The 22956-nt window shown below is 61.2% G+C and carries 20 protein-coding genes; 5 read left to right on the forward strand and 15 right to left on the reverse strand.

Going from position 1 to position 22956, the window contains the following annotated elements:
- Positions 1-8 precede the first annotated feature (8 nt).
- The 15 genes from SIAM614_RS19715 to SIAM614_RS19785 form a co-directional block, all read right to left on the reverse strand.
- Complete coding sequence (locus tag SIAM614_RS19715; RefSeq protein WP_006937246.1) at positions 9-1823, reverse strand: feruloyl-CoA synthase; 1815 nt, start codon at positions 1821-1823, stop codon at positions 9-11.
- 25 nt (positions 1824-1848) lie between these two features.
- Positions 1849-2319, reverse strand: coding sequence for a MarR family winged helix-turn-helix transcriptional regulator (locus tag SIAM614_RS19720; protein ID WP_208984049.1), 471 nt, complete (start codon positions 2317-2319; stop codon positions 1849-1851).
- 19 nt (positions 2320-2338) lie between these two features.
- A complete protein-coding gene (locus SIAM614_RS19725) occupies positions 2339-3106 on the reverse strand; it encodes a crotonase/enoyl-CoA hydratase family protein (RefSeq protein ID WP_040440640.1) in 768 nt (255 codons plus the stop codon).
- Between the two features lie 10 nt (positions 3107-3116).
- Positions 3117-3881 (reverse strand): SDR family NAD(P)-dependent oxidoreductase, encoded by a 765-nt coding sequence (locus tag SIAM614_RS19730; RefSeq protein ID WP_006937252.1) that lies wholly within the window; start codon positions 3879-3881, stop codon positions 3117-3119.
- 88 nt (positions 3882-3969) lie between these two features.
- Positions 3970-5286 (reverse strand): TRAP transporter large permease, encoded by a 1317-nt coding sequence (locus tag SIAM614_RS19735; RefSeq protein WP_006937254.1) that lies wholly within the window; start codon positions 5284-5286, stop codon positions 3970-3972.
- On the reverse strand, positions 5283-5870 hold the full coding sequence (locus tag SIAM614_RS19740; protein WP_006937255.1) for a TRAP transporter small permease: 588 nt from the start codon (positions 5868-5870) through the stop codon (positions 5283-5285). The genes SIAM614_RS19735 and SIAM614_RS19740 overlap by 4 nt, the downstream gene beginning before the upstream one ends.
- 66 nt (positions 5871-5936) lie before the next feature.
- Positions 5937-6977 (reverse strand): TRAP transporter substrate-binding protein, encoded by a 1041-nt coding sequence (locus SIAM614_RS19745; protein WP_006937256.1) that lies wholly within the window; start codon positions 6975-6977, stop codon positions 5937-5939.
- 514 nt (positions 6978-7491) lie between these two features.
- The gene (locus tag SIAM614_RS19750) at positions 7492-9138 is read right to left on the reverse strand and encodes a dihydroxyacetone kinase subunit DhaK (protein ID WP_006937257.1); all 1647 of its coding nucleotides are present in this window, start codon (positions 9136-9138) and stop codon (positions 7492-7494) included.
- An 11-nt stretch (positions 9139-9149) separates the two neighbouring features.
- Positions 9150-10145 carry an ABC transporter ATP-binding protein gene (locus SIAM614_RS19755; RefSeq protein WP_006937258.1) on the reverse strand — a complete coding sequence of 332 codons (996 nt, stop codon included), beginning with the start codon at positions 10143-10145 and terminating at the stop codon, positions 9150-9152.
- Positions 10138-11235, reverse strand: a complete 1098-nt coding sequence (locus SIAM614_RS19760; RefSeq protein WP_006937259.1) for an ABC transporter ATP-binding protein — start codon at positions 11233-11235, stop codon at positions 10138-10140. The genes SIAM614_RS19755 and SIAM614_RS19760 overlap by 8 nt, the downstream gene beginning before the upstream one ends.
- A 5-nt stretch (positions 11236-11240) precedes the next feature.
- Entirely contained in the window at positions 11241-11432 is a 192-nt protein-coding gene (locus SIAM614_RS19765; RefSeq protein WP_006937260.1) for a hypothetical protein, read from the reverse strand.
- Entirely contained in the window at positions 11429-12370 is a 942-nt protein-coding gene (locus tag SIAM614_RS19770; protein WP_006937267.1) for a carbohydrate ABC transporter permease, read from the reverse strand. The genes SIAM614_RS19765 and SIAM614_RS19770 overlap by 4 nt, the downstream gene beginning before the upstream one ends.
- A complete protein-coding gene (locus tag SIAM614_RS19775; RefSeq protein WP_006937268.1) occupies positions 12367-13314 on the reverse strand; it encodes a carbohydrate ABC transporter permease in 948 nt (315 codons plus the stop codon). Before SIAM614_RS19775 ends, SIAM614_RS19770 begins: the two co-directional genes overlap by 4 nt.
- 159 nt (positions 13315-13473) lie before the next feature.
- Positions 13474-14793, reverse strand: a complete 1320-nt coding sequence (locus tag SIAM614_RS19780; protein ID WP_006937270.1) for an ABC transporter substrate-binding protein — start codon at positions 14791-14793, stop codon at positions 13474-13476.
- A gap of 225 nt (positions 14794-15018) precedes the next feature.
- Positions 15019-16047 (reverse strand): LacI family DNA-binding transcriptional regulator, encoded by a 1029-nt coding sequence (locus SIAM614_RS19785; protein WP_040440641.1) that lies wholly within the window; start codon positions 16045-16047, stop codon positions 15019-15021.
- A 536-nt stretch (positions 16048-16583) separates the two neighbouring features.
- On the opposite strand from SIAM614_RS19785, the gene SIAM614_RS19790 reads away from it, so the two are divergent.
- From SIAM614_RS19790 to SIAM614_RS19810, 5 genes are read left to right on the forward strand one after another with little or no spacing between them, the layout of a single operon-like run.
- The gene (locus SIAM614_RS19790) at positions 16584-17660 is read left to right on the forward strand and encodes a coiled-coil domain-containing protein (protein ID WP_006937274.1); all 1077 of its coding nucleotides are present in this window, start codon (positions 16584-16586) and stop codon (positions 17658-17660) included.
- Positions 17661-17671: 11 nt separating this feature from the next.
- Positions 17672-18805: a hypothetical protein gene (locus SIAM614_RS19795; protein ID WP_006937277.1), complete on the forward strand. Its 1134-nt coding sequence runs from the start codon at positions 17672-17674 to the stop codon at positions 18803-18805.
- A gap of 9 nt (positions 18806-18814) precedes the next feature.
- Positions 18815-20764 (forward strand): ATP-binding protein, encoded by a 1950-nt coding sequence (locus SIAM614_RS19800; protein WP_006937280.1) that lies wholly within the window; start codon positions 18815-18817, stop codon positions 20762-20764.
- On the forward strand, positions 20761-22128 hold the full coding sequence (locus tag SIAM614_RS19805; RefSeq protein WP_006937282.1) for a DUF6638 family protein: 1368 nt from the start codon (positions 20761-20763) through the stop codon (positions 22126-22128). The genes SIAM614_RS19800 and SIAM614_RS19805 overlap by 4 nt, the downstream gene beginning before the upstream one ends.
- Positions 22125-22793 carry a DUF1523 family protein gene (locus tag SIAM614_RS19810; protein ID WP_006937285.1) on the forward strand — a complete coding sequence of 223 codons (669 nt, stop codon included), beginning with the start codon at positions 22125-22127 and terminating at the stop codon, positions 22791-22793. The genes SIAM614_RS19805 and SIAM614_RS19810 overlap by 4 nt, the downstream gene beginning before the upstream one ends.
- Positions 22794-22956 lie beyond the last annotated feature (163 nt).

Below are 22956 nucleotides of genomic sequence, written 5' to 3' on the forward strand. Positions count from 1 at the left end.
CTCCTCAATCAGAGTGTGACCACAGCCGGGTCATCGTCTTTGTAAAGCCGTTCCAGCAGCCGCTCGCGGCGTGACAGAACCTTGCGGATGTTCAAATTGCCCTTGGCGGTCATTTCGCCTTCCGGCATGGAGGCCGGCACAGACAGAACGATGGCGCGGGACACCAGCGTCGAGCTGCCGCTGATTTCGCGGGCACGGGCACTGAGCCGCCGGTGGAGTTCCCCCTGCAGCAGCTTGCAACGGAACGCGCCGTCGTCATCTTGCAGGTCGAACCCTTCCCGCTTCAGTTCCCCGAGGTTGGGGAAGATCATGACGCCGATCTGCTGGCGGTCGGCGCCGGTGATGATCAGATCGGAGGCAAGCGGCGCGAGGCGGGACAGCATGTCGAGCTTCAGTTGTGCCGCCCTTACCCAGGTGCCGGACTGCAGCTTGAAGTCCTCCGATATCCGGCCATCAAAACGCATGCCCTTGTTCGGGTCTGCCGGGTCGAGGAACAGCATCGCGTCTCCGGTGATGAAGAACCCTTCTTCATCGAAGGCGGCGGCCGTCTTCTCCGGATCGTTGAAGTAGCCCGGCATGATGTTGGGGCCCTTCACCCGGACTTCGCAGCGCATGTCCGCATCCGGGATCAACTTGACGGTGACCCCGTTCACCGGAACGCCGACAATGCCGGAATGCGGTGCCGGTTCCTGCTGCATAAGGGCTGAGGGTGCAGTTTCTGTAAGCCCCCAGGAAGAGGTCATCAACGGCACCTCGCCCTTGACCTCCATCGCCATGCGCTCGAACCCGGACCAGACCTCCTGCGGCAGCGAAGCCCCGGCGTAGAAGATCAGGTCCAGATCCTCGAAGAAGCGGTGACGCAGGTCCGCATCTGCCTCCAGTGCCTTCAGCAGCATGCCGAAGCCGAGCGGCACGTTGAACACCAGCGTGCCGGTCTTGAGTGTCAGGTTCTCGATCGTGCGCTCGAACAGGCCCTTCACCGGCTTGCCGTCGTCGATATAGAAACTGCCGCCATTGGCCAGCATCATGTTGAAATTGTGCGAGCCGCCGAAGACGTGGTTCCAGGGCAGCCAGTCGACGATCACCGGCGGACGCTTGCGCAGGAACGGCAACGAGTCGGCAAGCTGGACCTGGTTAACGCACATCATCCGGTGGGTGGTCAGCACACCCTTCGGGCTGGAGGTCGAGCCCGAGGTCATCAGGATCTTGCCGACCGTATCCGGCGTGACGGCTGCAAAAGCGCTGTCGACATCGACGCTGCCATCACCTTTCAGGAGATCGGCGAAAGTGGTGACGCTTCGGCTGCCTGCCCTGCTGGCGACAATCTCGACGTGCGCCAGTTCCTCAAGGTTCAGTGCTTCTCCATATTGTTCTGCATCGACCACATAGGCCATTTTCGGCTTGATCAGGTTGATCGCCTCGCGCAGGCGGCCATGGGCACCGTGGATGAGCGAATACTGCTCGGCCACCGGTACCACCGGCACACCGACGTATTGCGCGGCAAGCGCAAGAATGCCGTGATCGACACCATTGCCGGACATGATCAGGATCGGTGTATCGGCCCCCATGCCCCTTGCCAGAAGCGCGGCGCCAACAACCCGAACCTTTTCCAGAACACCGGCATAGCGTTCCTCCCGCCAGCCTGCGCCGCTGCGCTCGGCCAGAAACACCCGCTCCGGGGCCTCTTGAGCCCATTGGTGCAGCCAGTCACCCGTCCGGTCTGCCACCGGGCCGAGCGGATAGGTCGACCGCAGCAGGATGGTGCCGTCCGGCCGGTCTTCCCGCTCGACCGAATGGCGCAAAAATTCTTTCGTGCGCTTCATGATCGTCTCCTCCCGAAACGTCTTGTCAGTCTTCCCGTTGGCGGTTGCTTTCGATCATCTGCATCACCTTCGTGGCTCCCTTCAAAGCATCCGGACTGATGCCGCTGAGCAGCCTCTTTTCGTGCGCCATGACCGCGGCCATCGCCTTTTCGCAAAGCCGCCGTCCGGCGAGCGTCGCCTTCAGCGCATAGGCCCTGCGGTCATTCGGCAGGCGGTCGCGGATGATCAGGTCGCGCCGCTCCAGTTCGTCGACGATCACGACCAAGTTGGGCCGTTCGATATCCAGGGCCTCTGCCAGTTGCGACTGGCGCAGGCCCGGATTATCGACGATCAGGACAAGGGCGGTGTAGGTCAGCATGCGCAGGTCAAGCGGCTTCAGGGTGCGGCTCAGGTCCGACTGAATGACGTTGAACGTCCGCTTCATCTGATAGCCGTAGAGCGACCGCAGGCTCCTGTCGCTGACGGTCACAATTCCAGTTTCACTCTCCGGTTCCATCGCGGTTTTCCTCATGGGGTCACCTGAAGGTCGGGTTGCGCTTTTCCAGGAAGGCGGCAAGGCCTTCCAGCGCGTCCGGGCTGGTCTGGGTGATGGCGGCGCACAGGCTCTCGGTGAACAGACCGTCCGTCTTGGACATGTCCGCGATCCGCGCCAGCGCCTGGATCATGATGTAGTTGGACAGCGGTGCGTTGGAGGCAATCCGGGCAGCCAGATCCTGTGCCTTCGCCAGCGCCTCGCCCTCCTCCACGGTGTAATGGGCAAGGCCCAGGGCCAGACCTTCGCCTGCGCTGTACTTGCGGCCGGTGAGCATCATCTCGGTCATCCGGTCCGCCCCCAGGATGCGGCCGACGCGCACCGAAGCCCCCCCGCCGACGAAGATGCCCCGGCGGCCTTCCGGCAACTGGAAGAAAGCGGAAGGCTCGGCGACACGCACATGGGTGGCGCTGGCCAGTTCAAGCCCGCCACCGATGACGGCCCCGAACATGGCGGAGACCACCGGCAAGCCGCCGAACTGGATCCGGTCCATAACCTGATGCCAGCCGCGCGAGTGGCGCATGGTGCCTTCTGCATCGCGGGCAACATGCTCGGACAGATCGAGGCCCGAGCAGAAGTGCCCGGCGGTGCCGGTGATGACCACGGCCTTCACCTCGGCGGGCGGGGCCAGGAAAAATCCGTCGATGGCTGCCAGCAGCTCGTCGCACATGGCGTTGCGCTTGTCCGGACGGTTCATGGTCAGGGTCGCGACGCTGTCGGAAATCTCGATTTTCAGGATCGGTTCTGTCATGGGTCTCTCCTCAGCGCGGCGGCAGCCGCACGGCGCCATCCAGACGGATGGTCGTGCCGTTCAGAAACGGGTTGGTCACGATGTGGCCGGCAAGCAGGGCATATTCCTCCGGCTCGCCCAGGCGTGGCGGAAACGGTATGTTGGCGGTGATCTTCGCCGCGACTTCTTCCGGCAGGCCTTCCATCATCGGTGTGCGAAACAGGCCCGGCGCTATGGTCATCACGCGGATGCCGTGCTGGGCGAATTCCCGCGCCGCCGGCAAACACATGGACGCGATGCCGCCCTTGGACGCCGAATAGGCAGCCTGGCCAAGCTGTCCGTCCTCGAAGGCGACCGATGCGGTGTTGATGATCACGCCGCGTTCGCCGTTTTCCAGCGGCTCCACATCCATCAGGCGCCGGGCGGCATGGCTCATGACGTTGAACGTGCCGAAGAGATTGACCTTCAGCGTCTTTTCAAAAGTATCGAAGGAAAGCTTGCCTTCCCGGCCGACGATGCGGGCGGCAAAGCCGACACCGGCGCAGTTGACAATGATGCGCGGCGGCATGCCGAGCAGCTCTGTCGCCTCTTCGAGCGCGGTGTTCACGGCCGCTTCGCTGCTGACATCGGCCTGGACGGCGACCCCGCCGATTTCTTCCGCGACGGTGCGGGCCCGGTCGATATCGAAATCAAGGATCGCAACCTTCGCACCCTGGCTTGCAAAATAGCGAGCGGTTGCAGCGCCAAGTCCGCTGCCGCCTCCTGTGATCAGCGCCGCTTGTCCGGATATCAGCATGGCACAGCCTCTAGATTGGTTTTAGTCATCATTGTTATATCTCATACCTATTTTGATACGCCGAAAGGGCGCACGCCTTCCGGCTGGGTTAACCAGCCAGAAGGAACAGGGTGATTGACGGAAACAGGACCAGAAGGATCACGCGGACGATGTCGGACGTCACGAACCAGAGAACCGCCTTGTAGGTCTCCTTCATCGGCGTCGACCGGTCCATCGCGTTGATGATGAACAGGTTCATGCCGACGGGTGGCGTTATCAGCCCGACCTCCACAACGATCAGGACCAGAATGCCGAACCAGATCGCGACATGTTCCGGGCTCATGCCGAAATCAAGCACGCTGATCACCGGGAAGAAGATCGGGATGGTCAATAGGATCATCGACAGGCTGTCCATCAGGCAGCCGAAGACCAGATAGAAAAGCAGGATCAGCGTCAGCACCACCAGCGGGCTGAAGCCCTGGCCGACGACCCAGCCCGAGAGTTCCTGCGGCAACTGGCTGAGCGCAAGGAAGCTGTTGTAGAACCCGGCGCCAAGCACGATGAAGAAGATCATCGCCGTGCTCATGGCCGTCTGGATCATGCTGTCGACGAAGATCTTCCAGGTCAGATTGCCGGAAATGAGCGCGATGATACCCGTTCCCGCAGCCCCGACCGCAGCCCCTTCCGTGGGTGTGAACCAGCCCAGATAGATGCCGCCGACCACGAGACCGAACACCAGCAGCACCGGCCAGACGTCCATCAGTGCGCGCATCCGCTCGGCGTAGGGAACCGGCTCACGCGTACCGGCGGAGCCGGGGTGAAGGCGCACGTAGATCGAGATCGTGATCATGTAGCCGATGGCGGCCAGGATGCCCGGAATGAAGGCAGCCAGGAACAGTTTGGCAATGTTCTGCTCGGTCAGGATGGCATAGATCACCAGGATGACCGACGGCGGAATGAGAATGCCGAGCGTCCCGCCAGCCGCCAGCGTGGCCGTCGAGAACCCGCCGGAATAGCCGTAGCGGCGCAGTTCCGGCAAGGCGACACGGCTCATGGTGGCGGCAGTTGCAAGCGACGATCCGCAGATCGCGCCGAAGCCGGCACAGGCCCCGACAGCGGCCATGGCGACACCGCCCTTGCGGTGGCCGAGCCAGCTTTCGGCGGCCTTGAACAGGGACGCCGACATGCCCGAATGGGTCGCGAACTGCCCCATCAGCAGGAACATCGGAATGATCGTCAGCGAATAGCTGGAAAAGGTCGAATAGGTTTCCGACTTCAGCTTGGCGAGAATGATGTTGGGGCTGCCGGTCGCAAGATAGAGACCGCCCAGGCCGCAGATCATCATGGCAAGACCAATGGGCGCCCGCAGGAAGATCAGGAAGAGAAGAACGGGAAACGACAGATAGCCGAGTTCAAGCAGGCTCAATGGACCCCTCCCTCGGCGTCGGGTGTGAAACGCCGGCCGGTAAACAGTTCAAGCACCTTGGCAACCGCACAATAGAGCGCCACGACGGAGGCAACCGCAGCGGCGGCAAAGCTGAGCGCGAAGGCCCACCAGATCGGGAATTGCAGCAGAAAGGTGGTTTCGTTGTAGCGCATCTTGTCTTCCATGCCGACGAACAGCCGCCAGGTGATCAGGAAGATCAGCAGGCTGAAGAGAACCTCCCAGAGCACTTCGAGACCCCGGTTCATCCAGATTGGAAAGCTGCCGGCGAAAACGTCCACGGTGGCGTGTCCGCGCTTTAGCTGGCAGATGGGCAGGAAGGCGAAAATGGTGAAGCTGATCCCCGCCTCGACCAGTTCAAAATCGCCCGAAACCGGACCGACGCCGGTCGCAATCAGCGCGTTGGCCGCGCTTTCGGACAGTGAGGTCAGAAACTCGGAATGACCGAATGTGTTCAGGCCGCGGCCGAGCACGCTGACACATGTCAGCCCGATCAGCGCCGTCAGAACCAGACCGCCGAGTATCGCCATGAAGCGCGCGAGACGCTCCACCAGAGTGAGCAGCATTTTTCTTGTATCCTGTCGAAGTACGCCCTTCGGAAACATCGTTTCCGAAGGGCTGCTTCATGACGGTCAGTTGGCCATCAACGCTTCGGCACGGGCCTGCAGCGCCTTGCCGTCGATGCCCTTGGCATCCATTTCGGCGTACCACTCGTCGATGGTGCCCTGAGCGGCGGCTTCCCATTCAGTTGCCTGCTCGTCCGTCAGCGTGATGATGTTGTTACCCATCTCCACCGCGGCGGCACGCGGGCCGGCATCGTCGGCCTGCATCTGCTTGCCGGCGAAGGCCGAGAATTCCTCACCGGAGTTCGCATCGATGATGGCCTTCAGGTCATCCGGCAGGCTGTCATACTTGTCCTTGTTCATCGCGAAGATGAAGGACGTGGTGTAGAGCGCCTTGCCCGGGAATTCCGTGTGGTTCTTGACCAGCTCGTTCACCTTCAGCGCGCCGACGACTTCCCACGGGATGACCGTGGCATCGACAACGCCCTTGCTGAGCGCTTCCGGAATGGCCGGAACCGGCATGCCGATCGGCGTTGCGCCGAGATTGGAGAACAGCTTGTTGGTGACACGGGTCGGAGCGCGAAGCTTGACGCCGTTAAGATCCGACAGGGCCACGATCGGCTTGCTGGAGTGGATGACACCCGGGCCATGAACCCAAAGGGCCAGCGGCTTGAAGCGCGCAAAGTCCTCATCCATCATGGTTTCTTCGGCAAGCTTCCAGTAGGCGCGGGACATGGTTTCCGCATCCGTCATGGTGAACGGAAGCTCGAACACTTCGGCGCGCGGAAAGCGGCCGGGGGTGTAGCCTGCAACGGTCCAGACAATATCCACGACACCATCGACGACCTGGTCGATCAGCTCCGGCGGCTTGCCGCCAAGCTGCATGGCCGGATAGCGCTCGATCTTGATGCGCCCATCAGATTCGGCTTCGATCTTGTCGGCCCAGGGGTCGAGTACGTTCTTGGGAACATTGGCCTGAGCCGGCAGGAACTGGTGCAGGCGCAGTGTGACTTCCTGCGCCAGCGTGGCTGATGCGGTGCCTGCAAGCGCAAGTGCGGATACAGTCGCAGCCACGGCCAGTTTGGCAAACTGCTTATGCAAGTTGATCATTGGTTTCCTCCCTGTTCGATCAACTTCAAAATCCAACCGGAATCCTCCCTCCGGTCAGATGATGACGTATAATAGTTATAGTTCATAACTTTTTTCAAGCTATATTTCTGACGTCAGTTCTCTCCCTCCACGCTCAGCTTTGCATGCACGCGGCCGTTCGGAAAGTTATACATTCTGGTCAGCCGCAAAAGCATCACAACATCCGGTAAAATTTGCCGGAGTTTGTGATGGATCGTCGCCGAAGGCAAGGCTTTCCGATAAGAACAATGGACAGAAAACGCCGGTATCCTCAACCCTGCAAAATCCTGCAAGGAAAAGTCAGGCAGGCGGGCTGAGGTTTCGGGTATTCCCGGGGGGAAAGGCCGAAGGCACTGAGCGGGTGCCGCGACGGTGAAAGTCCTGAGAAAACCTGAAAACCGGAGCTTCACCGGCAGGGAGAATCATCCGCGAAAAAAGCGGGGAAAGCACCGGCGGGCCTTGGCGCTGAGGCCGGGCCCGCCGGTCAGGAACCGGCCTATGCGGACTTGGAGGTAAGGGCCGGAGAAAGGGTCAATTGCTCGAACAGCCGCGCAACGGCTTCCGCGCCCGGATCGTTGTGTCCGGAGAGGCTGGCCTCGGAGACATAAGACGCCCTGCCCGCGCGTGCCCGCGTGATCCGCGACGTCGCATCCGCCCCCTGACGGGCCTCGCTCGCCGCAGCCTCGATACCGTTTTCCAGCGCATTCAGTGCCGGCAGCAGCGCGTCGATCATGGTGCGGTCGCCCGGCTGGGCGCCGCCCACCTGCATGATCCGGTCAAGACCGGCCTTCAGGGCTCCGATGGCCCCGCGCCCGCTGGACGACGCATCGCCCGCAGCGGCAAAGAAGATCGCCAGCAGCACCCCGGAAGACCCGCCCATGGTCTGGCTGAGTTCCAGCCCGATGGCCCGGTAGAGCTGGGTGAGATCCGCCAGCGGCAGCCGGTCGAGCGCCTTCACCAGCGCCCGGGCGGCGGTGGCAAGCGTGCTGCCGGTGTCGCCGTCGCCCGACTTGGCGTCGAGCGCATTGAGGTCGTCCTCGGCGGCGATCAGGATATCGCAGCAGCGCTCGATGAACTTCCGCGTCTCCGGGTTCTTGGACGGCAGCGGCTGGATCGGCGTCAGGCCGTCCGGTAGCGGCAGCACGGACACTGCGCCAAGCGCAAGGCAGCCGGGCCATGCCCAGGGCGCGACCGGGGCCTGCAGCAAGGCTTCTTCGGTCTTGCCGACCGGCAGCAGCGACACGGAGAACCCATGCATGTCGAGCGAGGTCATCATCGCCGCCGGGCCGATGACCCAGCGGATCTGGCTGCCGATGCGCGAAGCCGTGAGTTCTTCCAGAAGCACCGACATTTCCAGCGGCGTCGTGCTGCCCAGATTGTTGAGGATCGCCACATGCGGTCCGGGCGAGAGGTTCGGCGCCAGCCGGTCCACCACCATGGCCATGGCCGCGCGGGCGTTGGAATAGTCGACCTGCTCGATCCCCGCCTCGCCGTGAATGCCAAGTCCGAGTTCCGCCTTGCCGTGTGCAATGCGGTCTTCCTTGGGCGATCCCGGCACCGTGCAGGTGTCCAGCGACATGCCGATGGAAATCGCACCGCCGATGGTTTTCCTGGCGGCCTCCGTGATGGTTTCCAGATCCGCACCCTGATCGGCAAGCGCTCCGGCGATCTTGTGCACGAACAGCGTGCCGGCGACACCGCGCGCCTGCGGCAGGTCCGGCAGGGCAACGTCGTCGTCGACGATCACCATGTTGACCTTCAGTCCGAAGGAGCGGGCCCGCTCGGCGGCCAGACCGAAGTTCAGCCGGTCGCCGGTGTAGTTCTTGACGATCAGCAGGCAGCCAGCCTTGCCGGTGACGGCCAGAATGCCCGCCAGCACCGCATCCACGGAAGGCGAGGCAAACACTTCGCCGCAGACGGCCGCCGTCAGCATGCCCTGGCCGACGAAACCGGCATGGCTCGGCTCGTGGCCGGAACCGCCGCCGGACACCAGAGCCACCTTCGATTTGTCCCAGTCGGTGCGCACGACCACCTTGATATGCGGATAGCCGTCAAGCCGGGCAAGCCGCCCGCCGGCCGTGCGCAACATGCCGTCAATCGCTTCGGTGACGAGCGTTTCCTTGGTATTGATGAATTGCTTCATGTCCCGTCTCCTCAGGAAATGCGAGCGCCGCTGGCGTCGAAGAAAAGCGGATTGCGTGGTTGAATGGCGAGCGTGTCGCCAGGCTCAAGAGCGGTGTGGCTGTCTGACAGCGTTACGACGGAATGTCCATCGAGCGAAAGATGCAGCCGGGTCTGATCGCCCAGATGCTCGACGCGGCGCACTTGCGAAACCTTGCCTTCGCCCTGCGTGATATGCTCCGGGCGCAGGCCGATGGTCTTGGCGCCGCTCGGTGCTCCGGCAAAGATATCGGCCGGCAGGACGTTGATGCGCGGCTGGCCCAGCCGTCCGGCGACATAAAGATTGACCGGGTTCTCATAGATCTCGCGCGGAGACCCGAACTGCACAAGCCCACCACGATCGAGAACTCCCACATGGGTGGCCATGGTCATCGCCTCGATCTGGTCGTGGGTCACGTAAAGCAGCGTGGCCCCGAGGCTCTCCTGGATGCGCTTCAGCTCGATGCGCAGATCCGAGCGCAGCTTGGCGTCGAGCGAGGACAGCGGCTCGTCCATCAGATAGATGGACGGATCGCGTACCAGCGCGCGGCCGATGGACACGCGCTGCATCTCACCACCGGAAAGGTTGGTCGCCTTGTTGGCCAGCTTGTGCGAGATGCGAAGGACCTCGGCCACTTCGGCAACCTTGCGGTCGATCTCGTCCTCCGGTGTCTTCAGCAAGGGCGAGCGCAGCGGAAAGGCCAGGTTCTCGCGCACGCTCATGTGCGGATAGAGGGAATACTGCTGAAACACCATGGCAACGTTGCGCTGCGCGGGCGTATCTTTGACAACGGAACGCCCGGCAATGACGACATCGCCCTCATCCGGCTGTTCCAGCCCGGCGATCAGACGCAGGATGGTGGTCTTGCCGGCCCCTGTCGGCCCCAGCAGCGTGACAAAAGCGCCGTTGGGAATGTTCATGCTGACCTGATTGACGGCGAGCGTATCGCCGAACCTTTTGGTGAGGCCGGATAGCCTGACTTCAGCCATGGGCAAGCACTCCCTCGTTCAACTCCGACCGCAGCGCCCGGCCCGACTGGTTGTCGAACAGCGTGACCGTGGACCCGTTGAACTCCAGACCGGCGAATTCTCCCGCGCGAACGGGCTGGTCCGATGGAATGCGGGCTTTCAACTCGCCGGAGGGCGTCTTCATTGTCACGATCTGCGTGGTGCCGAGATATTCGGCGGCCATGACCTCGCCCCGGAAGGAACCGCTGTCGCTGAGCGTGATGTGCTCCGGGCGAATGCCGAAGACCATGTCGCCCTCGAAGGGTTCCATCAGGCGCGGCACCTCCAGTTCCTCGTGATGCATCTTCACCCTAGACGACCCGGCATGGACTTCGCCGTGGAAGCGCAGGAAGTTCATCGGCGGCGAACCGATGAAGTCGGCAACGAACATGGTCGCCGGTTTGTCGTAGATATCCTGCGGCGTGCCGAACTGCTCGATCACCCCGTGGTTCATCACCACGATCTTGTCGCCCATCTGCATGGCTTCCAGCTGGTCATGGGTGACATAGACCGTGGTGGCGCCCATGCGGTCATGCAGGGCCCGCAGTTCCTCGGCCATATGCTCCCGGAACTCCGCGTCCAGCGCCCCCAGCGGCTCGTCCATCATGAAGGCCTTGGGATCGCGGACGATGGCCCGGCCGAGAGCGACCCGCTGACGGTCGCCGCCGGAGAGCCCACCCACCGGCCGGTCGAGAATGTCGGTTATGCCGAGAATGCGGGCGACTTCCGCCACCTTCTCGGCCACCTGGCTTTTCGGCATGCCCTGGCTGACAAGAGGATAGGAGATGTTCTTGCGCACATTCATGTGCGGATAGAGCGCGAACATCTGGAAGACGAAGGCAATGTCCCGCTGGCTGGCCGGCCGCTGGCCGACCTCCTCGCCGTCGATATAGATCTCGCCCGATGTCGGCAGCTCCAGGCCGGCGATCATGCGCAAGGTGGTGGTCTTGCCGCAGCCGGACGGCCCCAGAAGCATGAAGAACTCACCGTCCTCGATCTTGAAGGAAGACGACTGCACGGCGGTGAAGTCGCCGAAATCCTTCCGAAGATTTCTGATTACGATCTCTGCCAAGACAGTCACTCCGGAAAGTGGCTGACGATGATGAACATGACTGTTCCGGTCAGCGTGACGATGAAGGAGTAGGTGTAGGCCCACAGGAAGACCGGCTGCATCAGCATGATCACCCCGATGGCGATCAGAAAAGATGCGAGCATTTCCCAGGACCCGCGGCGCAGGCGGACGAGGCCGCTCATGAAATCGCTGATCATTTGCGGACCGCTCCGAAGGTGATGCCGCGCAGCAGATGTTTGCGAAGCAGGATGGTGAACACCATGACCGGCACCAGGAACAGGGTTGCCCCCGCTGCGACCGCCGGCCAGTCCTGGCCGCCGACACCGATGATGGTTGGAATGAAGGGCGGGGCCGTCTGGGCCGTACCGGAGGTCAGCAGCACCGCGAACGCATATTCGTTCCACGAGAAGATCAGACAGAAGATCGCCGTCGACGCGATGCCCGTTGCCGCCTGTGGCAGCACCACCTTGTAGAAGGCCTGGAAGCGGGTGTAGCCGTCGATCAGCGCCGCTTCCTCATATTCTCGCGGGATCTCGTCGATGAAGCCTTTCAGCAGCCAGACCGCCAGCGAGATATTGACCGCGGTATAAAGCAGGATCATGCCCAGGTGCGTGTCCGACAGCCCGAGCGTGCGGAACATCAGGAAGATCGGGATCGCGACCGCGATCGGCGGCATCATCCTGGTCGACAGGATGAAGAACAGAAGATCGTCCTTCAGCGGCACCTTGAACCTGGAAAAGGCATAGGCGGCGAGTGTTCCCAGGAACACCGACAGGAAGGTGGAGCCGAAGCCGATGATGACCGAATTCAGGAACCTTTCACCGTAACGGGAGGGACCTGCGATCACCATGTCGCGGTTGCGCACGATCTCCTCGTACCAGGTGGCTGGCGGCGGCAGCGCCTGAAGCTGTTCCGGCGACACCCGGGTGCGGGTGGTGAAGAGATTGACATAGCCTTCCAGCGACGGCTCGAAGAGCACCTTCGGCGGATAGGCAATCGCATCGACCGGCGACTTGAAACCTGTTGTCAGGATCCAGACCAGCGGCAAGAGGGTGATGACCGCGTAGGCGATGACCAGCGTTCCGGCCACCCACTTCTGCCGCGAAGACGGTTCTGTGATGGAATAGCTGCTCATCTTTCCTTCACCTTGTTCAGGGCTTTGACGTAGATCGAGGCGAGGCCGAAGACGGTCACGAACAGGATGATCGCATAGGCAGAGGCATAGCCCGTGCGCCATTTCTCGAAGGCTTCACGCTTCAGGTTGATGGAGGTCAGCTCGGTGACCGAGCCAGGCCCGCCCCCGGTGAGCTGCACCACCAGATCGAACATCTTGAAGTTTTCGATGCCGCGGAACAGGACGGCCAGCATGAGGAACGGCAGCACCATGGGCACGGTGATGGTCCAGAACTGGCGCCACTTGCTGGCCCGGTCGATCTCCGCGGCCTCGTAGATATAGTCCGGGATCGATCGCAGGCCCGCCAGACAGATGAGCATCACGAAGGGCGTCCACATCCAGGTATCGACGATCACGATGGCCCAGGGCGCGAGTGCCACGTCGCCGATCATCTGGAAAGAGGCCGGATCGATCCCGGTGAAGAACGACACGCCGTAATTGAAGAGACCGATCTGCGGCTGATAGAGAAAGGTCCAGAAGTTGCCGACAACCGCCGGCGACAACATCATCGGCAGCACGATGAGCGTGGTCCAAAGATCGTTGCCCTTGAATTTCCGGTTGATCAGCCAGGCCAGTGTGAAGCCGATCAGCACCTGCAGAGCGATGGTCCAGAACAGGAAATGCGCCGTTGCCTGCATGGTCAGCCAGATGTCGCCGTCCGTCAGGATGCGCTCATAGTTGCGCAAGCCAACATATTCGACATCCCGCGTGGGCCGGTTGGCCCGGAAATTCGTGAAGCTGAGATTGATCGTCCAGATCAGCGGAAAGATGTTGACCGCCAGCAGCAGGAAGATTGTCGGGGCGACAAAAAGCCAGGCAATCGTGCGGTCGGAAAGCCCTCGGATTTTGGCGGCAACGGTGGGCGGCGTTGCCTTTGCTACTCGGTCTATCGGGGTGTCGGCCATGAGACGCTCTTTGTGAGAAACGGTTCCGGAAAGCGCCGGCCGGACCGGCCGGAGCTTTCGGGGTGTGACAGCCCGCGAGAAGGCGGGCTGTCCGCTGGAGCCGGGAGCAGGTCAAACCCTGACAACACTCCATGTGCCGGCAGGGTTTGCCTGGAGCCCTCAGAGCTTGCCTTCGTCCTCGAAGGTTTCGGTCCAGTCCTCGATCAGCTTGTCGAGCGCTTCCTGTGCGGTTCCCTGATCGGCGACCACATAGTCATGAAGTCGCTTTTGCATCGCCAACAGCAATTCGGCGTAAGCCGGCTCCTGCCAGAAATCCATGACGTTATCCATGGCCAGAAGGAAGTCGGACGCAAACGGCGCGCTGTCGGGGAAGCTCGGATCGTTGAGCACGCTGACATGGCAGGAATAGCCGCCGAGATCCCACCATTTCTTCTGAACGCTCGGCTGGGCGAACCACTTGATGTAGTCGAGCGCCGCGTCCTGCTTGTCGGAATAGGCCACCACGGAGATGCCCTGCCCGCCTAGCGTCGAGGCTTCCCGGTTCTGGCCGGGATTGACGAAGAAGCCGATCTTGTCGCCGCCCACATCCGGATCGGCATAAAGGCCGGGGAAGAAGGCAAACCAGTTCATGGCCATGGCCACCTGGCCCGACTTGAAGGCATCAAGCGACTGTTCCATGTAGCTGTCGGTGTATCCCGGAGGCGTGCCGGTCTTGTAAAGTTCCTTGTAGAACTCCAGACCTGCGACGGCTTCGGGCGAGTTGACCGCGCCTTCCATGTCGTATTTGCCCGGCGTCATTTCATACTTGAAACCGAACGGATAAAGCGCGCTGGTCGCGCCCATGGTGATGCCTTCCGAGCCGCGCTCGGTGAAGATGGACGCTCCGTAACGGGTCTGACCGTCAATCTCGCGCCCCTGGAAGAACTGGGCGATCTCAAGCAGTTCGGCCTGGGTCTTGGGCGGCGCCAGATCGCGGCCGTGCTTTTCCTTGAAGGCCGCCTGGATGTCCGGCTTCTCGAACCAGTCCTTGCGGTAGAACCAGCCGTTGGCATCGCCCATGGCCGGCAGTGCGTAGTAGTTCGGCTCACCCTTGGGCCAAGTGGAATAGGCATAGACGGTCGCCGGGGCGAAATCGTCCATGCTGATGCCTTCCTTTTCGAAGAAGTCGTTCAACTTGACGTAATGGCCGTTTTCCGCACCGCCGCCGATCCACTGGCTATCGCCGATCAGCAGATCGCACAGTTTGCCGCCGGAATTGAGCTCGTTCAGCATGCGGTCGGCGAAATTCGGCCAGGGCACGAATTCGAATTTCATGGTGTGGCCGTATTCGGCCTCGAATTCCTTCGACAGCTCGACCAGCGCGTTGGCCGGATCCCAGGCCGCCCAGCACAGGGTCAGCTCATCGGCCTGAGCATTGGAAACAGATAGTCCGCTGACCGCAACAAGAGCGGTCGCCGCGAGAAGTTTCGCAGTTTTCATGGGTGAAGTCCTCCCGAATGGTCGCGCGCCGGCGCCTGCCGGACCGCAGCACTCCTCCAAGTGCAGGCTCACGCTATGTGACATACGTATGTCACGTCAATCGAAAAACTGACATACGTCTTTCTTTTTGACATCACCAATAGGCAATTCAAGCGGCAGGAACGCCGCACTCCATTGAATTCACTTATCTTTCGGGAGTTGTCTCCTTTGACGAGGAACGAGGCCTCAATAGAGGTTTTCGCGCATGATGATCTCGATCCGGATCTTTTCCTGCGCCTCGTAGATGTCCGTGCCGTCGCATTTGGCCCGCAAGACCCGCAGGGCACTGCGCACAAGGTGCCCCACATTCTGGGCGATGACCGCATCGAGCTCGCCGTCGGCGAGAGCCTGCCGCGTCACCGGCGTCAGGTCGTGGGCAATCACCACGAAGCGTCCGGCAACACCATGTTCGCGCAGCGCGTCCAGCATGGCCGCATTGCCCGACCCCATGGAATAGATTGCCTTCAGCTCCGGATGGGCCTTGAGCGCATGGTCCAGCGTCTCGTGGATCCGGTCCGGATCATCATAGAACTCGATGGTCGGCAGGGTTTTCAGCTGCGGATAGTCCCGCGACAGCACCTCGTCCAGACCGAAGCGCCGTTCGATGCTGTCGCGCGCCACCATGGAATTGGTCACCACCAGGATGCTGCCGGTCTCGTTGCGCAGGAACTTGCCCAGAAGCGCCCCGGCCGTCTTGCCGGCGGAGAAATTGTCGACACCGGCAAAATAGTGGCATCTGGAGTTCGGCAGATCCGACACCAGCGCAACCACATAGACACCCGCACTCTTGATATGCGCAATGGCATCGCGCACCTGCGGGGTTTCCGGAACCATGATGGCAACGCCGTCCAGTTCGGACAGGTCCAGGGTCTTCAGCCGGTCGACGACCGCATGCGGGTCGGCAGCGTTGACCAGCAGCACGCTGACATCGGCCCGGTCCGCCACCTGCGCGCCGGATGCCTCCTCGACCGCCGCCACCAGCGTCTCGACAAAATGATTGGGGCCTTCGGGCAACACGAACACGAACTTATACTGGCGCTGCCTGGCAAGATTGGCCGCATGGGTATCGCGCACATAGCCGAGCTTGCGGACAGCTTCCTTGACCCGTTCCGCGTTTTTCGGGCGCACATCCGCGCGTCCGTTCAAAACCCGGTCGACAGTCGACAGGCTGACCCCGGCCTCACGGGCAATATCGTGTACGGTTGGCTTGACCATCACGTCTCCCGGACCATCCCGCGCTCTCATGACCGCAGACAAGATGTTCCAATACCTCTGGCGCCGATCAGCGCCTTTGCATCCACCCGGAACCGACCGGACGCCTTCTGACCGACAAGGAGACAATGTCGCGCAGCATTCTGACATACGTCAATCAAAAATCCGCTTCGCAGCGAATGACGGAAGAAATTTCCCCAAGGATATCAGTCAATTGGAAAACGGAACGCTGTCTGATCGGTGCACATTGGCGTTCATATACACCTTGGCCCGCAGCCAATCCGATTCCGCTCAAGCAGACAAGTGGCCGAGGCTCTTTAAGCCGTCGCCAGCTCATAGCAGCACTGCCAGACGGCGAAATTTGCAGGGTCTGCCTTATCCGCCCCGTGTGCACACAAAGGTGCGTGCCGCTGAGCATGGCCACTTGCCTCGGCAAGCAACCAGTGTCATGACGCATCGGCAGGCGCGTTGTAATTGTATTTCCACGAAGACTTGCTAAATAAGAACCACATTACAAAGATTTTATCCGGAAGGGGCACATGGCGGATTTCAGCGCTCAGATTGAAAAATCGAAAAAGGAAGTGGCCGCCGCAAGGCAGAAGATCGACGAGCTGACCTCGAAGATCGAAACTGCAAAGTCCAAACTGGACACCGGCCAGGATATTTCAATCGACATCGAGAACGCGTCCCTGGACGATGTGCACAAGCACACCGAGCTCATGGGCGCCAATATCGCCGAGCTGATCATGGGTCTTGACGATGTCACCGCAACCTTTTCCAAGGACTTCGATGCCATGCGCACGAAGACCGGATGGGAAAACTTCATCGGCATCTTTTCCAAGCAGCGCTCCGACAGCATCCGCCAGGAACGCATGCGCTCCGCCAGCATCGACGACAAGCTGCAGGACCTGATTTCCAAATCCAATGTCATCGGCCAGTTGTTGCAGGAACAGCTCAGCACGCTGAACGAACATTCCAAGCGCGTGGAAGCCAACCTCAGCGAGACGCTGGCCCAGCGCGAACAGACCGTCAGCACGCTGGAAGAGATCAAGGCCAAGCTGATCGCGATGGATCCGGACGTGATTGCACTGGAAAACAAGATTTCCATGGAAACCGACGCGGCCACGCGCACCAAGCTGGAAAGCCAGCTTGCCGCGATGAACGCCGAATACAACCGCCTTGCCCAGGAAGAACAGGTCAAGCTTGCCGAAAGCCAGACGCTGGAACGTTACATAGAAAAGGGCAAGACCTGGGTCGACAGCCTGCAGAACCAGGCAGCCACCCAGATGGTGCTGATCAACAAGCTGCAGACGGACACCAAGCAGCGCGTCGTGCTCTACGATGCGCTTGTGAAGTCGCTCAAGACGGCGCAGCAACAGGACATTGCCCACAAGATCAACGAGATCGGCGTCGCTACCGACAAGGAAGCCCAGTCCGCGATGGCGGCCATCGGCTCGGCAACCAACCAGCGCATGGCCGACATGATGGAGGCCCACGAGGATCACATGGTGTTCGCCCGCAAGGTGCTGGAAGAAAAGGCCAAGTCGGACGAGCGCTTCGCCCGACGCTTCCAGCAGATCGTCGAGAAGCACGACAAGAACACGTACGGGGCCTGAGGGTCTGAACGGTGGATCTGACCCTGGACCACAGAACCCTGGAAGAAGCGCATGAAACACGGCGCTACTTCGCCAAGTTCGAGCGGATCATCTCGCATTTGCAGGGCGTCGCGGAAAGCGTCATCAACGAGAACACGGCGCTTCCGACGGAAATTCCGATTCTGAAGGAATATCTGGAAGCGCTGTCGGGCACCTTTACGGCGCTTTCCTACAAATACCTTCTGGCGGGCCGCGTCTCGGACATGCTGCCCTCGCTCCTGAACATCGACCGGCAGGACAGCGGCTTCCCGATCTATCAGGAGCTGCTGCAGATGGCGAATGACGCCATGCAGGCGGACAAGCATTTGCGCTCGCTGCCGACGATGCGCGAGCTGAAGCTGGAAATGGTCAACCATATCCTGCGCGAGCAGTCGTCGCCGACCAACCTGCAATTTGCCGCCTCTCAGCGCCAGTATTATGAGGAACTCGCCAAGGGGGCACTGTTCTGGGCGCGGAATGACCCGCGTCTGGCCTGGATGGGCAACGTCGCAGACAACCGGCGTCTGTACCGGCTGCACTGGGCGGTTTACGACAGCCAGCAGAACATTCCGCTGATCTACATTCTCGACCTGGAAGATAGCGGCAAGTGGCCCTTGGCCAAGGACGAACGCCGCTGGCCGCGTGTCCAGAGCCACCTGACCGCGCAATCCGCTGCCTCGCTCAAGCTGGTGACGATCGCGCGTGGTTTCGACCGCGACTTCGACGACCTGCACCCAAAACGCCTGCGCCGGTTCTTTCTGGGCCCGATGTACAGCCACACGTTCACCCAGCAGTCCGGACCGTTGCGCGATGTGCTGGCCGAAGTCGCCGGCAAGCCGGGTGAGGACTGGGCTCTTGCCTGGACGACCGAGACGCTGGTGGCCTCCGGCTCAGAGTTCGAATCCGCCGGCTTTTTCTCGTCCGTCGAGCGGCAGATCTACCAGCTCGATCCGCTGTCGGCCCAAAGCCCCGCGTCGCAGGACGTGGCCGGCCATAGCCACCAGCAGCGGTCGCTCATTTTGCCCCAGCGGCCCTATCAGGTCCTGGAAGAGCGCAACCCGCCGGGCTTTGCCAACATCCGCAAATATGCCGTCAGCCCTTCGGGCAAGATCCTCAGTTACAAATAGGTTTTCCGCGTGACCCTTTCCAACGATCTCATGGAACTCAAAGAAGACAAGATCCGCGAGAAATACGTCTTTGCGGAAGCGATGCTGCAGGGGTTCGACCACACGCCCCGTATCGCCAGGAAATCCGAAGCCCCAGTTGCCCAGGAGCGCTCCCCCGGACTTGGTGCCCGCCGTCGTTTCCGCTCCACGACGCCCGGCCTCGTTACACGCTCCACCGCCCGTCCGGAAGGCGTGCAGCTTTCGGCCCGCATCCTGGATTGTGACGACGACGCCCTGACCACGCCGACCCAGGCCAGCGTCCTCCAGTCCCTGCGCCGGGCGCTGGCTGTTGCCCAGGTGACCGCCGACCAGTTTGCCGAACAGAGCGGCCTTGCCGAGCTGAAACGCGCCAATCTTTCCGGAACTCTGGACGCCTCGCAGAAGGTGCGGTTCCAGGACCTCTTGTCGGCAACGGCCATGATCGCGCTTCATGTCTTCGCCAACATGACCGATTTCCTCTTGTCCGGTCTCTCGACCGACGCCGGTGAGATCGACATCCAGAGCGGTGAGGTCGAGGAAATTCTGTTCGACAACGACCAGCTTGCGCTTCATGGCGTCCTTTGGGAGCTGGACCAGGAAATTGCCGCCGCCGCGATTGAAGCCGACGCCCAGCTCATCGGTCTGGTCACCTCCTTCTGCGAACAGCTGATGGAAAAGGTAACGCTGCGCGCGGAAGGCGTCAGCGTATTGCATCCGTTCTCGCAAAGCCGCTACCGGGTGGAAGCGGACAATTTCGAGATCACCGGCTTTACGCCCTCCGCGCGCGCGCGCTCCACGACGCTCGCCATGGCGTTCAAGAAACCGGAAGAAGTCGTCGGCAACCACATCGCCAAATACCAAGCGATGAAACTTGCCAAGATGCTGATGGCCTATGATTTCGACCGCAAGCTCAACCCGTTCGCGGAGCTCGGCGGCTTCATCTTCACCTTCATGGGTGACGGCAAGCCGGGCACCGGCAAGACCACCTTGATCCAGATGATGGCCGGTTTGGTCAACGACTATTGCCAGGTCGCCGGTTATCCGTTCCGCTACCAGAACCTCTCCACCGAGAGCATCGACAGCTACCAGGGCAAGTCGGCCCAGAACGCCAAGGCCTTCATCCGCAACGTCACCGACCCGAATGTGATCGGCTTCGGCACCATCGACGACATCGACCAGCTTGCCGGCAAGCGCGGCGACCGCCAGTCCTCCGCCGGGCAGCTGGAAATCACCGCTGTCCTGATGGAAAGCTTCGCCGGAGCCAACACCGTGGTGCGCGGCAACTGCACCTTCGGCATGTTCTCCAACTATCCGGAAAACGTCGACGATGCTCTGCGCCAGCGCGCGGGGGCCCGCTTTCTGGTCGACGGTCCGCAGACCCGCGAGGACTACATCGACATCCTGCATCTGCTGATGGGCAAGAACCACTCGATCCCGGTCGGCGACCATGACCTTTTCGAAGCACAGGCCCTGAAGAAGGCAGTTGCCGCGTCCTACGACCGCCACTCGCGGCCACAGGAAGACGCCTTGATCAAGGTGTTTGACGCAGTGCAGTCGGATATCGGGGACCTTAACACCATCGCCAAGCTCGGCACCTACCTGAAAGCCATCCAGCAGGCGGACGAACGTTTCACCGGCCGCGCGATCAAGAACATCACCGATGCGGTGAAGGTGCGGGCGATGGATTTCGAACTGCCGGACGAATGGATGGAAGATCCCGAGCTGTTCCTGTTCAAGGATTACGAGACCAAGAAGGCGATGATCGCCGACCTGGCGCAGCCGATCACCGTCAACATGGTCATTCAGGAAATCAACCGCTATGCGGACAGCGAGTTCCGCTATGCGGACAAGTCCGACGAGGTTGCCATCGAGAACGCCGTGCGCGAGATGCAGCGCATGGAAGAAGCCAAACGCCGTTACATGGAAATCACGCGCCGATGATGAGGCTCGTCAAACATGGCTTGATGTTCGGCAACCTTTACGAGGTGTCCTCACCATCCATGGTCGCCCGCTACAACCGCGCGCTGGAACATCTGACCGGCAAGCGGACGGCACTTGAGGCCTTTCACATCGACATCTCCGGCTATTCGCCCGAGATCGGCGACGAGCTGGACGACGTTCATTACCTCAACCCCCATGGCTGCAACCGGCAATTCATCCTGCTGTCGATCGAGCAGAAGACAGGACCGCTGCTGAACGCCCGGTTCTCCACCTCCCGTTCGATCCTGAAACGCTTCATCGAGGACAACGAAGAGCAGCTCTTTGCCCTGTCGATCCGCGATTGTGTGGTCGGGGAACTGGTCAACTCGATCTATTCCATCTCCTCGCCGCAGGATCTTTTCTATATCCGGGCCATCGAGGTGGAGGCCGATACCGTCGGCGGACATTCAGAGGCGGGCGAGGAACTGGCCGACAAGATCGAGGCGTTCATGAGCGAGCCGGATGGCTGGTGGGACGATGTCCTGATTGCGGAGATGATCGAACTCTCCAAGCACACCGGCGACATCATCCGCACACCCTTGTCCATCAGCTCCAAAAGCTATGAGCAGGGCAACTTCTACACGTCCCACTTCGGCGGGCTGTATATCTTCCGAGATGTCAAGGAAACCGCCTGCATTGCCTCCAAACGCATGGACGTCGTCGTCGACCTGCCGGTGAAGCATCTCTTCAGTCTGGAAGACCGCTATGAGGTCGCCGATTTCCTGAACCGCAACCAGCTAGTGGAGCCGATCCTCGACGCAGGCGGCGGCGTTGCCAGGAGCCTGTTGAAACAGAAACTCGACTTCATCGTCATCGACACCGCCGCCAGCCAGGGCGAGGACCTGTCGGATGTCTCGCGGCGCGACCTGCGCGCGCTCCGACGCAAATATCACCAGCAGCTTCCGGCCGAGTATCATGCGCTCAACGAGATCGTGCAGCGGCTGGACCTGAAACCCGAAAAACTCTGGGTGGAACCGGAAAACGCGGCTTACTTCTACCTGCTGCGCTCGCGCAATCACCGCGACATGAACCTGGTCAACATGCTGCTGGCCGAATTGACGCCGCTTGACTTCCGCCAGCTTTTCATTTGTCACAAGGACGCCTTCTACGACCATTACCGCACCTGGAGCGAGGCCAAGAAGGTCTATGCGGCCCAGTTCCTGGCGGAAGAATATATGGTCGACAAGGTCGGCACGCGGCTGGAACTGTTCGGCCCGGAGGCCGGCATGGCGGAGGAAGACCAGGCTGACTACGGCTTTGGCAGGAACATGGGTCCGTGGGGTGCTATCCCCAGAGAACGAGACGGTGAGGACGGCGCGCGATGAAGTGGATCAAATGGATAATCGGCATTCCGCTCCTGCTGATCCTTGTCGCTTTCCTCCACTACACTTTGCCCGGCCGCGACGTGGTGCGGATCGTCGGCACGGACGTCAAACGCATGGACATCGGTGCATCGTCCCTCTTCTGGGCCGCGCCTGACGCGGGCACCAACAAGAACTGGACCCGGGACGTCCGCTTCATCAACACGGTCTGGCCCAACGGCAAGCCGAGGGTCTACCGCAATGAGGACACCGACTGGGGCTGGCCGCCCTATTTCAAGTTCGACAGCAGCAACATCACCGCCCAGGCGCAGGATCTGGCCAAGAAAAGCGACGATGTCTGGATTGCGGTCACCCATTATGGGTGGCGACTGGAACTGTTCACGATCTTTCCCAACGCCATCAGCATCGAGGTCGTCTCCGGCCCGGATGTTTTCCTGATCCCCTGGTTCAATATCCTGTTCATCGTGGTGCTGGTGGTTCTGGCCTACCTGATCATCAAGACCGTCAATGCCTTCAAGAAAAGCCGGATCGACCCCATGGTCGACGGCATCGACGACTTCATGGACGATGTCGGCGACAGCGCCGAACAGGCCCGCGCCAGCGCCCACCGCCGCGCGAGCGACGTCACAAGCGGGTTCCGCCGCTGGCTGAAACGCTGGTTCGGTTGACGGGACCGCGACGGCGTGCAGGATCAGTGCACTTTCCAATGCCCCTCCTCATCCTGAGGAAGCGCGACAGCGCTGTCTCGAAGGATGGGCCGCTTGCTCCCGAGTGTGCCGCCCATCCTTTGAGACGGACCTGACGGTCCTCCTCAGGATGAGGGTGACTTGC

Source organism: Roseibium aggregatum IAM 12614 (assembly GCF_000168975.1).
Classification (GTDB): Bacteria; Pseudomonadota; Alphaproteobacteria; order Rhizobiales; family Stappiaceae; genus Roseibium; species Roseibium aggregatum.